The organism is Diaphorobacter sp. HDW4B (assembly GCF_011305535.1).
GTDB lineage: Bacteria > Pseudomonadota > Gammaproteobacteria > Burkholderiales > Burkholderiaceae_C > Diaphorobacter_A.
On the sequence record NZ_CP049905.1, the window covers coordinates 1247276 to 1259102 of the forward strand.

An 11827-nucleotide genomic window follows, 5' to 3' on the forward strand; every position below is an offset into this window, starting at 1 on the left:
TCAATAATCCAGTTGCCAGTCGACCGTGATCTGGCGACCCGCCACATCCACCTTGTCCACGAAAGCCGAGACAAACGGAATCATGCGCTCGACCGGCTTGCCATCGACTTCCTGCGACAGCACCAGCGTGGTCTGCGGGCCGGTGGCCAGCAAATCCTTCACTTGCCCCAGCTCCACGCCTTCGCGGTTGACGACGTTAAGCCCCAGCAGATCCACCCAGTAATACTCGTCCTCCGCCGCCTTCGGAAAACTCGCGCGTGCGATGAAGATGCGCGCACCACGCAGCGCCTCCGCGCCATTGCGATCGAGAATCTCCTCGGCAGTCGCCACCACCGAATCCGAATGCTCGCGCGCCTGCTTCACCGTCAGCAAAACCGTGCCGGAAAAAAAGCTCTTCGCGCCCTTCTCCGACGGCAACAGATACCACGACCCGCCACTCAGCAGCGCCTCAGGGTTGGCGCTGTACGGCACGATTTTGAACCAGCCCTTGATGCCCCAAGCCTCGCCAATGCGACCGACTTCGACGGCATCGGAAGGAAGGGTTGCGGATTGCAGAACGGGAAGATCGGCTGGCATAGAAAAAGAAAAATCAAAAACGGACCGCCGGAGCGGGCCAACAAAGAGCAGCGGGCGCTGGATCAATCACCACAACGCCAAGACAGCCCCTCAGGCTAGGCGTCGAAGCCGCAGACAGTATGCCGATACGGCAAGGCTTCGCAACAACGCATGAGGGGCTGTATTGGCGTCCCCCGCAAGCCTCGCCAATGGAAGCCGCAAGGCTTCCTACCCAACAAACCAAAATCTAAAACAAAAAAAAGCGGACCCCGTCAAAAACGGAACCCGCTTTTCAGAAGCTCGGAAGCTTAGGCAGCAGCCTTGGCACCTTGCTTGATCAGACGATCAACGGTAGGCGAAGCCTGTGCGCCAACGCTCTTCCAGTATGTCAGACGATCTTGTGCAATGCGCAGACCTTCTTCACCATCCTTGGCGGATGGGTTGTAGAAACCCAGACGCTCGATGAAACGACCATCGCGGCGAACGCGCTTGTCGGTCACGACGATGTTGAAGAACGGACGATGCTTGGAACCGCCGCGAGCAAGTCGAATAACGACCATAATGAATCCTTCGGGTGGAAAAGCAGTTACCACCAATGATTTGTGTTTGGCAACTGCCAAGGTTTTTCTACTGCGTTTGAGACACGCGACATGGCCACCCGGCCAGCGACACGCAGCAAAGTCCGCAATTATAGCCCCTTCCTGGAAAAAGATGCTCACTATTCGTGCAAGTCGGGAAAATGACATCCCGGCCATCACGGCGATCTACCGCCACCACGTGCTCCACAGTACGGGAACCTTCGAAATCGATCCCCCCACCGAAGCCGACATGACCCTGCGCCGCGCCGACGTGCTCGGCAAGGGACTGCCCTATCTCGTGGCCGAAAACGAGGCGGGCGACATCCTCGGCTACAGCTACTGCAACTGGTTCAAGCCGCGGCCCGCCTACCGCTTCTCGGCGGAAGACTCCATCTACGTGGCCGATTCCGCGCGCGGTCAGGGCGTAGGTCGCCAACTGCTGGATGCTCTCTGCGCCGCCGCAGAACAGGCAGGCGTGCGCCGCCTGTTGGCCGTGATCGGCGATTCGGCCAATGCCGGCTCCATCGGCGTGCACACTGCTGCGGGCTTCAGCCACGCGGGCGTGCTGCGTTCCGCTGGATGGAAGTTCGACCAATGGCTGGATATCGTGCTCATGGATAAGCCCATAGGGGCTGGGGACACGACCGCGCCCGAGTGAAGCGCCGCCTCACAATCCGACGACGATCCCCCATCAGAAGAACATTCCAGAGACATGAACACGAGCAGTAACAGCAGCACCAACACCACCGCCGCGCAAGCAACCACCAAGAACAAGACCGTCGCCGCCTGGCTGGCATTTGTGGGCGGGCCGCTGGGCCTGCACCGCTTCTACCTTTACGGACTGTTCGATACGCTCGGTTGGCTGCTGCCGATTCCCACGGCGCTCGGGGTGTACGGCATTCAGCGCGTGATGGAATACGGTCAGGATGACCAGTTCAGCTGGATTCTCATCCCGCTGCTGGGCTTCACCTTTGCGGGCTGCGCCTTGCGCGCGATTCTGTATGGGCTGATGACGCCGGAAAAATGGAATGCTCGCTTCAACCCGCAAGTGGCACTGGACCATCCTGCCGGCCAAACCCGCTGGGCCACCATTTTTGCGATCGGGCTGTCGCTGCTGATCGGCACGACCGTGCTCATGGCCAGCATTGCGTTCAGCTTTCAGCGCTACTTCGAATACCAGATCGAAGAAGCGCGCAAGATTTCGCAGTAATCGCTCAGCCAAACAACACAGCGTCCACAACGAAAAAGCGCCAGGCCCTTCAAGGCTCTGGCGCTTTTTGATTGGGCTCGCGGCAGTGTCAGACGAACAACTGCAGACTGATCCAGTAGGCAATCGCGGCGACGAAGGCGCTGGCGGGAATCGTCAGAATCCACGCCCAGACGATGTTGCCCGCCACGCCCCAGCGCACGGCGCTCGCGCGTTGCGTAGAACCAACACCAACAATGGCGCCCGTGATGGTGTGGGTGGTCGACACCGGAACACCCATGGCGGTTGCGATGAACAAGGTCAGCGCACCGCCGGTTTCGGCGCAGAAGCCGCCGACAGGCTTGAGCTTGGTGATCTTCTGGCCCATGGTCTTGACGATGCGCCAGCCGCCGAACATGGTGCCCATGCCGATGGCCACGTAGCAGCTGATGATGCTCCACAGGGGTGGCGAAGCATCGGCCGTCGAGGCGTAACCCGTGGCAATCAGCATCATCCAGATGATGCCGATGGTCTTCTGCGCGTCGTTGCCGCCGTGGCCCAGGCTGTAGGCACCGGCGGATACCAGTTGCAGGCGGCGGAACCACTTGTCGACCTTGCTGGGGCGGGCGCGGCGGAAGGTCCAGGCGACGATCACCATCATGATCGAGCCGAGCAAGAAGCCCAGCAACGGCGAGATGAAGATGAAGGCCACGGTCTTGAGAATGCCGCCGGCCACCAGCGCGCCCGCGCCGGACTTGGCGATCACCGAGCCGACGATGCCGCCGATCAGCGCGTGCGACGAACTGCTGGGGATGCCGTAGTACCAGGTGATCACGTTCCAGGTGATCGCACCGACCAGCGCGCCGAACACCACGTGGGTATCCACGATGCCCGGCTGGACGATGCCCTTGCCGACGGTGGCCGCCACGCTCAGGTGGAAGATGAAGATCGCGACGAAGTTGAAGAACGCTGCAAACACGACGGCCTGCGTCGGCTTGAGCACGCCCGTGGAGACCACGGTCGCAATGGAGTTGGCCGCGTCATGAAACCCGTTCATGAAGTCGAACAACAGGGCCAGCGCGACCAAGACGATCACGACCCATAGGGCTGCTTGTACTGTTTCCATGCTGATTAGCTAGTGATGCCGGAATTCGGGCAGAAGGTGCCGAAGCGGCTTCAGGAGTTCTCGAGGATCACACCCTCGATGAGATTGGCGACGTCTTCGCACTTGTCGGTGATGGTTTCCAGCAGCTCGTAGATGGCCTTGAGCTTGATGACTTCGCGCACATCGGGCTCTTCGCGGAACAGCTTGCTCATGGCGCTGCGCATCACGCGGTCAGCATCGCCTTCGAGGCGGTCGATTTCCTCGCAGGTCTTGAGCGCGGCTTCGGCGACCGCTGGATCGGCAATGCGCGACAGCAGCTTGATCGCGTCCTGAACGCGCTCGCAGCAGCGCAGGCTGATGTCGGTCAGACGCGTGATTTCGTCCGTCATGTGATGAACGTCGTACAGCGCCATGGTCTCTGCCGAGTCCTGGATCAGGTCGGCCACATCGTCCATGGTGTTGATGAGCGAGTGGATCTGCTCACGGTCGATGGGGGTGATGAAGGTCTTGTGCAGGGTGCGGTTGACTTCGTGGGTCACGCGGTCGGCGGCGCGCTCGGCGTTGTCGACGTCCTGGTTGTACTTGTCACGCAGATGCGGGTCGCTGTAATTGGCGACCAGCTGGGAAAATGCACGTGCTGCCTCGACAATGCGCTCCGCATGCTGGTTGAACATCTCGAAAAAATTGCCCTCCTGGGGCAACAGCTTTCCAAACAACATGCAAACTCCTGAGGCAGTCTTTCGTCACTCACTGTAACAATTTGACAGTACGGTGACATCTTCGTGAAAGATCGGAGTTTAACCGGGCAGGCACCTCGCCCTCGTCCCGAAAGACCAATATCCCTGCGTATCTATCTTGACATTTGGCAGTCAGCCGAAGATTTTGATAGAAGCACTCGATATTTGCTTATGCACTGCGGAAGATGAAGAACACCGCGCCGACCATGCACAGCCCGGCCCAGAGATAGTCCCATTTGAGCGGCTGGCCCATGTAGAACACCGCAAACGGCACGAACACTGTGAGCGTGATGACTTCCTGCAGGATCTTGAGCTGGCCGAGCGACATCGTCGTCGCGCCGATGCGGTTTGCCGGCACTTGCAGCAGGTATTCGAACAGCGCAATTCCCCAACTGATCAACGCCGCGATGTACCAGGGCGAGGTGCTCAGATTCTTCAGGTGCCCGTACCAGGCGAAGGTCATGAACACGTTGCTGGCAAACAGCAACAGAATGGTTTGCAGCGGGATGGGAAGAGACTGGAGAAATTGCATGATGGCAGCGGCAATGCTTCGCACGGTTCACAGGGAAGAGGCCGCAATGTAACGCAAGCCACCGGCTCACCGTGTCATCCAAACGCTCCCCCACGCGCTGGTGAGGGAGAAGTCCAGTCAATGGTAGCTGGGTTTATTCGCCCAGATACGCTGCACGCACGCGTGGATCGTGCAGCAGGGTCTCGCCATCGCCCGTCATGGTGATGATGCCGGATTCCATCACATAGCCGCGATTGGCCATCTGCAGCGCGCGGCTGGCGTTCTGCTCGACCAGCAAGATCGTGACGCCGAGCTTGTACACATCGCCCACCACTTCGAAGATCTTGTCCACCATGATGGGCGACAAGCCCATCGATGGCTCGTCCAGCAGCAGCACCTTGGGACGGCTCATGAGCGCGCGTCCCATGGCCAGCATCTGCTGCTCGCCGCCCGACATCGTGCCGGCAAGCTGGTCCTTGCGTTCGCGCAGACGCGGGAAGATGTTGAACATGCGCTCGATGTCGTCCTTGATGCCCGCCGTGTCGTCGCGCGTGTAGGCACCCATCTGCAGGTTCTCAGTGATGGTCATGCGCGCGAACACGCCGCGGCCTTCCGGCACCATGACCAGCCCTTCGCGCACCAGATCCCACGCGCCCTTGCCCTTGATGCTCTTGCCGAGGTATTCGATGTCGCCCTCGTTCATCGGCAGCAGGCCGGTAATGGCCTTCATCGTCGTCGTCTTGCCCGCGCCGTTGGAGCCGATGAGCGAAACCAGCTCGCCCTCGCGCACCTCCATATCGACGCCCTTCACGGCCTGGATGCCACCGTAGGCTACGCGCAGGCCGCTCACTTTCAACAGAATTTCGGCCATGCTCAATGTCCTCCGGTGCCCAGATAGGCCTCAATCACTTTTTCATTCTTCTGCACTTCGGCAGGCGTGCCTTCGGCAATCTGCTTGCCGTAGTCGAGCACGGTCACACGGTCGCACAGGCCCATCACCAGCTTCACGTCATGCTCGATCAGCAGGATGGTGCGGTTGTCGTTGCGGATGCGGTCGATCAGCTCACGCAGTTGCACCTTCTCGGTCGCGTTCATGCCGGCGGCGGGTTCGTCGAGGGCGATGAGCTGCGGATCGGTCGCCAACGCGCGTGCAATCTCCAGACGACGCTGGTCGCCATAGGACAGCGTGCGCGCCTTGAATTCCGCGTACTTGCCAATGCCCACGTAGTCGAGCAGCTCCTGCGCACGGGCGCGGATTTCCGCTTCCTCGCGCTTGAAGCCGGGCGTGCGGAACACCGCGCCGAACAGCCCCGAATGCGTGCGGATGTGCCGACCGACCATCACGTTTTCGAGCGCCGTCATTTCGGCGAACAAACGGATGTTCTGGAATGTGCGCGCAATGCCGGTCTTGGCGACCAGATGCACCGCCGTGGGTTCGTAGGCCTGACCGCCCAGCGAGAAGCTGCCAGCGTCAGGTGTATAGAGGCCGGTGATGACGTTGAAGAACGTCGTCTTGCCTGCGCCGTTGGGGCCGATCAGACCGTAGATCTGTCCGCGCTTGATGGTGATGCCGACTTCCGAAAGTGCCTGCAGTCCGCCAAATCGCTTGGACACACCGGCCACCTTGAGCACCACATCCGATGATGTTTCTGCCATATCGTTGCTCTGTTGATTCTTTGAAGTTTGGTCGCTTGTCTGGAGTGCTCAAGCCTTCGACTGAAGACTCTTGCCATGCTCCGGAGAAGGCCACAGACCGCGCGGACGCAGCAGCATGATGATGATCATCGCCAAGGCAATCAGCAGTTGGCGCAGGATGGAGGCGTCCAGACGCCCGCCGGTCAGGTCCTGCAGCGGACCCGCCACATAGCGCAGCACCTCGGGCAGCGCCGACAGCAGCACCGCACCCAGGATCACGCCGGGGATGTGGCCGATGCCGCCCAGCACCACCATCGCGACGATCATCACCGACTCCATCAGGCTGAAGGATTCGGGCGACACAAAGCCCTGGAAGGCAGCGAACATCGCGCCCGACACGCCGCCGAACGAAGCGCCCATGCCGAAGGCCAACAGCTTCATGTTGCGGGTATTGATGCCCATGGCCTTGGCGGCGATTTCGTCTTCGCGAATGGCCATCCAGGCGCGACCGATGCGCGAGTCCTGCAGACGGTAGCAGACGATGATGGTCACGATGACCAGCGCCAGGAACAGGTAGTAGTACAGCGTGACCGAACTGATGTCGAAGCCGAAGATTTCCTGTCGCTTGCCGAGGTTGAGGCCGAAGACCTTCACCGAGTCGATTTCACCGAGTCCCTTGGGGCCGTTGGTCACGTTGACGGGGTGGTCAAGGTTATTCAGGAAGATGCGGATGATTTCGCCGAAGCCCAGCGTCACGATGGCCAGATAGTCGCCGCGCAGCTTGAGAACCGGAATGCCGAGCAGCACGCCCGTACAGGCGGCCAATATCAACGCGAGCGGAATCACCATCCACAGCGACAGGTGCAGACCGTTCGGGAACTGCGCGGCAAACCACGCGAAGTTTTCACTCAAGTGCGGCGAGGCCAGCAGGCCGAACATGTAGGCACCCACGGCGTAGAACGCCACGTAGCCCAGATCCAGCAGACCGGCGTAGCCGACCACGATGTTCAGGCCCAGCGCCAGCATCACATACAGCAGAGCCAAGTCCGCGATGCGCACCCAGGCGTTGCCGAAGTATTGAAGAATCAGGGGCAGCACCAGCAGCGCAATGCCGCCGAGCACCCAGTTGATGGTCTTGTTGTTTTTGCTCATGTTCGTGCTCCCTTCAGGCGCGGTCCGCCACGCGTTCACCCAGCAGTCCCGATGGACGCAGCGTGAGCACAATGATCAGCACGATGAACGCGAAGATGTCGGCGTAGTTGCTGCCCAGCAGCCCGCCCGTGATCTTGCCCAGATAGCCCGAACCGATGGCTTCGATCAGCCCCAGCAGCAGACCACCCACCACTGCACCGGCCAGATTGCCGATGCCGCCGAACACGGCTGCGGTGAAGGCCTTCAGACCCGGCAGAAAGCCCATCGCGTGCTGCGCCGTGCCGTAGTTGGAGGCGTACATGATGCCGGCGATCGCCGCCAGAATCGCGCCGATGATGAAGGTCGCCGAGATCACCATGTCGGGCTTCACGCCCATGAGTGCAGCCACCTTCGGGTTCTCGGCCGTGGCGCGCATCGCGCGGCCAAGCTTGGTGTAGTTCACCAGATAGACCATCGCGGCCAGCGCCACGACGGTGGTCGCCAGAATCAGGATCTGCGTGGGCGTGATCACCGCACCGCCGATGTGATAGGGGTCCGACGACAGCAGCGTCGGATAAGGCTTGTAGTTGGGCTTCCAGATGATCATGGCGATCGTCTGCAGCAGGATGGACATGCCGATGGCCGTGATCAGCGGAGCCAGACGCGGACTGCTGCGCAGGCGCTTGTAGGCCACCTTTTCGATCGTGAAATTCAGCGCCGCCGCAACGATGCAGGCGATGATCGTGGCCAGCAGGAGAATGACCCAGCCGGGAGCCCCGGGCATGGCTTCCTGCATCATCCCGATGCAGCTCCAACTGGTGAGCGCTCCTATCATGAGCACTTCGCCGTGCGCGAAATTGATCAGCTGAATAATGCCGTACACCATCGTGTAGCCAAGGGCTATGAGGGCGTACATGCTGCCTAGAACCAGACCATTGATGATCTGCTGCAGCAAAATGTCCATAAAGAAAATCCTTCGCGTTTGATGGGCGCGGACCACACCTGCCGAAGCCGACACAGTCTTTGCCAGAAGCCCATGAAGCTACTAGCAAAAAACCCGCCAGCCTTTGTGCCTGAGCGGGTCACCTGAATGAATCGATACCAGCGAAATGCTACCGGCCCTGACGTTTCTGCCGGGATCTTGTCCCTGCGCCTGCGCCACTGTTAGCCAATGGATTTCATTATTAAGACAAGCCTACGTATGACTACATAGGGAACACGCGAATTGCGCAACATTCATACAACATTCCGCAGCAAATTGGAACGTCGTTGCACGGACATTCCACGTCTGCGCGGTTGCGCTACGTTTCGTTGCGCGCAGCCGCGTTGAGCGCCTGCAGCTCATCGAGCTTCTGCCCGATCTTGATTTCCAGCCCGCGCGGCACGGGACGATAAAAACCCGGCGGCTCCATCCCGTCAGGCAGATAGTTCTCACCCGCCGCAAAACCGCCCGCTTCATCATGCGCATAGCGGTAGTTCTTGCCGTAGTCCAGCTCCTTCATGAGCTTGGTCGGCGCATTGCGCAGGTGCATGGGCACGGGCCGGGTGCTGTCCTGCTTCACGAACGCGCGCGCTTCGTTGTAGGCCTTGTAGACGGCGTTCGATTTGGGAGCAATGGCCAGATAAACAACACATTCTGCCAGCGCAAGCTCGCCCTCGGGTGAGCCGAGGCGTTCGTACACTTCGGTCGCATCCAGCGCCAGGCGCAGCGCGCGCGGATCGGCCAGACCGATGTCCTCGCTCGCCATGCGCACCAGTCGCCGCGCCATATAGCGCGGATCCGCACCACCATCGAGCATGCGCACCAGCCAATACAGTGCAGCATCCGGATCGGATCCCCGCACCGACTTGTGCAGCGCGCTGATGGTGTCGTAGAACTGCTCGCCGCCCTTGTCGTAGCGGCGCATGCGCTCGCCCAGCACCTTGAGCAGCCATTCATCGGTGATAGCCGCGACGCCCGCCTGCTTGGCCGTGACCGAAAGTGTCTCCAGCGTGTTGAGCAAACGGCGTGCGTCGCCGTCGGCGTACGAAATCAAACGATCCAGCGCCGCCGCTTCGATCTCGGGAATCGCGCCCAGCGCCTGCGCCTTGGCGACGATCTGCTTGAGATCGTCTTCCGACAGCGACTGCAGCACATAAACCGCCGCCCGCGACAGCAGCGCGGAGTTCACTTCAAACGAAGGGTTCTCGGTCGTCGCGCCGACGAAGGTGAACAGGCCGCTTTCCACATGCGGCAGAAACGCGTCCTGCTGGCTCTTGTTGAAGACAGATAAAGTACGTTGCACCCGTTGTAAATCAATGGCTTGGCGTACATGAGTTGGCACTATTTGCACAAAACACCGATATTCATGCACAATTTTTCGCACAACAAATTTTGATGGTGCAATTGGGAACCCCACCCGGCTTGCGCCGCCCCTCAAGGGGCTCATAGAACAGAGAGAGGTCACGGTGTCGGTCTACCCAATCAAGTACAAGGTTCTGAACAAAGAAACTGGTCGCAAGGTCAGTGTCACCCGCTGGCGTGTTCAGATCCGCAAGGGAGGGGAAAACCTCTCCAAGCTCTTTGACGAAGAAAGTCTTGCCCGTTCGTGGGAAGACCAAGAGGTCAAACGGATCAACATGGGTGTGGCACCCAATCTGATCTTTGACATGAAGTATCAGCTTGAGATGCCTGACATGCGCACTCTGCTGAGGGACTACTTTGACCAGTACATGAGCAAGCAAGCCGCTTCCTCATTCAAGACCAACCAGAACCGTTGCCTTCGCGCTATTCCAGCCATTCCTGTTTATCTCAAGGATCTGGGTCCAAAGATTGACAACTATCGTTATCAAAATACGATTGTTGACGCCATGATGGGGCGCACTTACAACAAAGACTATATTGAGTTCGGCCAATTCAAGATTGACACCGTGGACTTCTGGCTTTTGATTGCCTACATGGATTCAAGGCGAAAAGCTGGCATTAAGAACAACACGATCCTTCGTGAAATCTCCACCATTAGTTCAGCTTTTGAGAAGGTCTACAAGCTCTACCCAGAGAAGTTCCCAAATGGCCTCATGAACCCAGTCAAAATGCTTCCAAAAGGTGAAAAGCCTAAAGCCTACCTTGGACGCAAACGGGTTCTTTCCGAAGACGAAGCCGTTCAAATTGCTGAGTGGATGAAGCTTAAAGCCAATCAAGAGCCCTACTACCTCTTTGTTACCTGCCTTGAGTCAGGAGCACGGAAAAGTGAAGTTCTTGGCGCTCAATGGGAAAATGTTAATCTCAATCTTTGGTCTATCCACATTCCTAAAACCAAGAATGGCCGACCAAGGGATATCATGATCCCGCAAGATGATGATTTTAGGGAATGGCTCAAAGCAAACCGCCTTGCTAAAGGACCAATCTTTAAATTGACACCTTGGAATTTTCGTCAGTATTGGGTTGATGCATTGAAGGCACTTGGTCTTTATGACGACCCTGACACCCGCCTTCATTTTCACGACACACGACGAACAGCCCTGACTAATCTGATCCGTCAAAAGCGACTTAATAACTTTCAAATTGCCAAAGAGATGGGTGTTTCTCCACAAACAGTTGAAACGACAGTTCAGAACATGCCTGATCGCTTGGCTGAGATCTTTGCAAAGCTTCGTGCTGGACATGCCTTGGATGAAGCTGAGATCATGATGCTTGCCGGTCATGGGTCTATCGGCATGACCAACGTCTACTTTGGCGATAGGAATTAATTTAATAAAAAGAAGAACAAGGTAGTTGACGCTTCTTGTTCTTGCTCATAAAGTACAACCATCAACAAGCAAAGAACACTGTAGTGGCTTGTTGGGAACTTCAAGCAACTACAGTACAATCACTTTTCCTACTGGAGAATTTTTATGGCAGAAGCCAAGAAGCTGACCCTCGCTGACATCCTCGCAAAGCGTCAAGAGTTTGAAGACATGGTGAAGGCGCAGATCGAAGCTGATCGTCCTGCTGCCCTTACTGCCGTTCAGGAACAGATTAAGCTCTTCAACTTCACCGCTGATGAACTGGGCTTCAAAGCTTCTGCTGCTGGCAAGACTCCTGCTGCCCCCAAGGCTGCTGGCGCCACTCGTGTCATGAGCAAGCCTCTGAAGTCCACGAAGAGCGCCGAAACCGGCGTGTGGCTGAACTACCCGCCCAAGTTCTTGGAGGCAGAAGGTGCCTTCACCACCTACAAAAGTGGCAAGTCGGTTGATGCATGGCTGGTGACGCCCAGCGAGAAGGCAGGCAAGATCAAGTTCCTGAAGAAGCTGGAAGGCAGCCAAGGCAAGGCTCCTACCAAGGAACAACTGGGTGATATCACCGAAGCCGAGTTCAAAGCCGCCTAAGCTTTGTGTTTTCAAAGAAAGCACCTACGGGTGCTTTTTTTC

General features: G+C 58.2%; 13 protein-coding genes and 1 pseudogene. 4 read left to right on the plus strand and 10 right to left on the minus strand.

Features of this window, described 5'->3' with window-relative positions; all coding sequences use genetic code 11:
- Both rimM and rpsP read right to left on the minus strand, forming a co-directional pair.
- Complete coding sequence (gene rimM / locus G7048_RS05950; RefSeq protein WP_166067250.1) at nucleotides 1-576, minus strand: ribosome maturation factor RimM; 576 nt, start codon at nucleotides 574-576, stop codon at nucleotides 1-3.
- Nucleotides 577-863: 287 nt separating this feature from the next.
- Nucleotides 864-1115, minus strand: coding sequence for a 30S ribosomal protein S16 (rpsP, locus tag G7048_RS05955; RefSeq protein WP_166067251.1), 252 nt, complete (start codon nucleotides 1113-1115; stop codon nucleotides 864-866).
- A gap of 151 nt (nucleotides 1116-1266) precedes the next feature.
- Here rpsP and G7048_RS05960 point away from each other — a divergent pair, with 151 nt between their 5' ends.
- Nucleotides 1267-1791 carry a GNAT family N-acetyltransferase gene (locus G7048_RS05960; RefSeq protein ID WP_166067252.1) on the plus strand — a complete coding sequence of 175 codons (525 nt, stop codon included), beginning with the start codon at nucleotides 1267-1269 and terminating at the stop codon, nucleotides 1789-1791.
- 54 nt (nucleotides 1792-1845) lie between these two features.
- The gene (locus G7048_RS05965; RefSeq protein WP_166067253.1) at nucleotides 1846-2343 is read left to right on the plus strand and encodes a hypothetical protein; all 498 of its coding nucleotides are present in this window, start codon (nucleotides 1846-1848) and stop codon (nucleotides 2341-2343) included.
- Nucleotides 2344-2431: 88 nt separating this feature from the next.
- Here the strand turns inward: G7048_RS05965 and G7048_RS05970 are convergent, their stop codons facing one another.
- The 8 genes and pseudogenes from G7048_RS05970 to G7048_RS06005 all read right to left on the minus strand — a co-directional run.
- On the minus strand, nucleotides 2432-3445 hold the full coding sequence (locus tag G7048_RS05970; RefSeq protein ID WP_166067254.1) for an inorganic phosphate transporter: 1014 nt from the start codon (nucleotides 3443-3445) through the stop codon (nucleotides 2432-2434).
- A 50-nt stretch (nucleotides 3446-3495) separates the two neighbouring features.
- Nucleotides 3496-4143, minus strand: coding sequence for a DUF47 domain-containing protein (locus G7048_RS05975; protein WP_166067255.1), 648 nt, complete (start codon nucleotides 4141-4143; stop codon nucleotides 3496-3498).
- Nucleotides 4144-4330: 187 nt separating this feature from the next.
- The gene (locus G7048_RS05980) at nucleotides 4331-4693 is read right to left on the minus strand and encodes a DMT family protein (protein WP_166067256.1); all 363 of its coding nucleotides are present in this window, start codon (nucleotides 4691-4693) and stop codon (nucleotides 4331-4333) included.
- A 133-nt stretch (nucleotides 4694-4826) separates the two neighbouring features.
- Nucleotides 4827-5543, minus strand: a complete 717-nt coding sequence (locus tag G7048_RS05985; RefSeq protein ID WP_166067258.1) for an ABC transporter ATP-binding protein — start codon at nucleotides 5541-5543, stop codon at nucleotides 4827-4829.
- Between the two features lie 2 nt (nucleotides 5544-5545).
- Nucleotides 5546-6328, minus strand: a complete 783-nt coding sequence (locus G7048_RS05990; protein ID WP_166067259.1) for an ABC transporter ATP-binding protein — start codon at nucleotides 6326-6328, stop codon at nucleotides 5546-5548.
- A 48-nt stretch (nucleotides 6329-6376) separates the two neighbouring features.
- Complete coding sequence (locus G7048_RS05995; protein WP_166067260.1) at nucleotides 6377-7459, minus strand: ABC transporter ATP-binding protein; 1083 nt, start codon at nucleotides 7457-7459, stop codon at nucleotides 6377-6379.
- Nucleotides 7460-7472: 13 nt separating this feature from the next.
- Nucleotides 7473-8402 (minus strand): branched-chain amino acid ABC transporter permease, encoded by a 930-nt coding sequence (locus G7048_RS06000; RefSeq protein ID WP_166067262.1) that lies wholly within the window; start codon nucleotides 8400-8402, stop codon nucleotides 7473-7475.
- 337 nt (nucleotides 8403-8739) lie between these two features.
- Nucleotides 8740-9702, minus strand: a pseudogene (locus G7048_RS06005) (replication-associated recombination protein A); the annotation flags it as partial.
- Between the two features lie 184 nt (nucleotides 9703-9886).
- On the opposite strand from G7048_RS06005, the gene G7048_RS06010 reads away from it, so the two are divergent.
- Together G7048_RS06010 and G7048_RS06015 are read left to right on the plus strand one after the other, a co-directional pair.
- Nucleotides 9887-11167: a tyrosine-type recombinase/integrase gene (locus G7048_RS06010; RefSeq protein WP_166067263.1), complete on the plus strand. Its 1281-nt coding sequence runs from the start codon at nucleotides 9887-9889 to the stop codon at nucleotides 11165-11167.
- 144 nt (nucleotides 11168-11311) lie between these two features.
- On the plus strand, nucleotides 11312-11785 hold the full coding sequence (locus G7048_RS06015; RefSeq protein WP_166067264.1) for a hypothetical protein: 474 nt from the start codon (nucleotides 11312-11314) through the stop codon (nucleotides 11783-11785).
- Nucleotides 11786-11827 lie beyond the last annotated feature (42 nt).

Excerpts from the sequence above, each read along its gene's own strand:
- rimM (WP_166067250.1), bottom strand. The coding sequence starts at position 576 with ATGCCAGCCGATCTTCCCGTTCTGCAATCCGCAACCCTTCCTTCCGAT.
- rpsP (WP_166067251.1), bottom strand. The coding sequence starts at position 1,115 with ATGGTCGTTATTCGACTTGCTCGCGGCGGTTCCAAGCATCGTCCGTTC.
- G7048_RS05960 (WP_166067252.1), top strand. The coding sequence starts at position 1,267 with ATGCTCACTATTCGTGCAAGTCGGGAAAATGACATCCCGGCCATCACG.
- G7048_RS05965 (WP_166067253.1), top strand. The coding sequence starts at position 1,846 with ATGAACACGAGCAGTAACAGCAGCACCAACACCACCGCCGCGCAAGCA.
- G7048_RS05970 (WP_166067254.1), bottom strand. The coding sequence starts at position 3,445 with ATGGAAACAGTACAAGCAGCCCTATGGGTCGTGATCGTCTTGGTCGCG.
- G7048_RS05975 (WP_166067255.1), bottom strand. The coding sequence starts at position 4,143 with ATGTTGTTTGGAAAGCTGTTGCCCCAGGAGGGCAATTTTTTCGAGATG.
- G7048_RS05980 (WP_166067256.1), bottom strand. The coding sequence starts at position 4,693 with ATGCAATTTCTCCAGTCTCTTCCCATCCCGCTGCAAACCATTCTGTTG.
- G7048_RS05985 (WP_166067258.1), bottom strand. The coding sequence starts at position 5,543 with ATGGCCGAAATTCTGTTGAAAGTGAGCGGCCTGCGCGTAGCCTACGGT.
- G7048_RS05990 (WP_166067259.1), bottom strand. The coding sequence starts at position 6,328 with ATGGCAGAAACATCATCGGATGTGGTGCTCAAGGTGGCCGGTGTGTCC.
- G7048_RS05995 (WP_166067260.1), bottom strand. The coding sequence starts at position 7,459 with ATGAGCAAAAACAACAAGACCATCAACTGGGTGCTCGGCGGCATTGCG.
- G7048_RS06000 (WP_166067262.1), bottom strand. The coding sequence starts at position 8,402 with ATGGACATTTTGCTGCAGCAGATCATCAATGGTCTGGTTCTAGGCAGC.
- G7048_RS06015 (WP_166067264.1), top strand. The coding sequence starts at position 11,312 with ATGGCAGAAGCCAAGAAGCTGACCCTCGCTGACATCCTCGCAAAGCGT.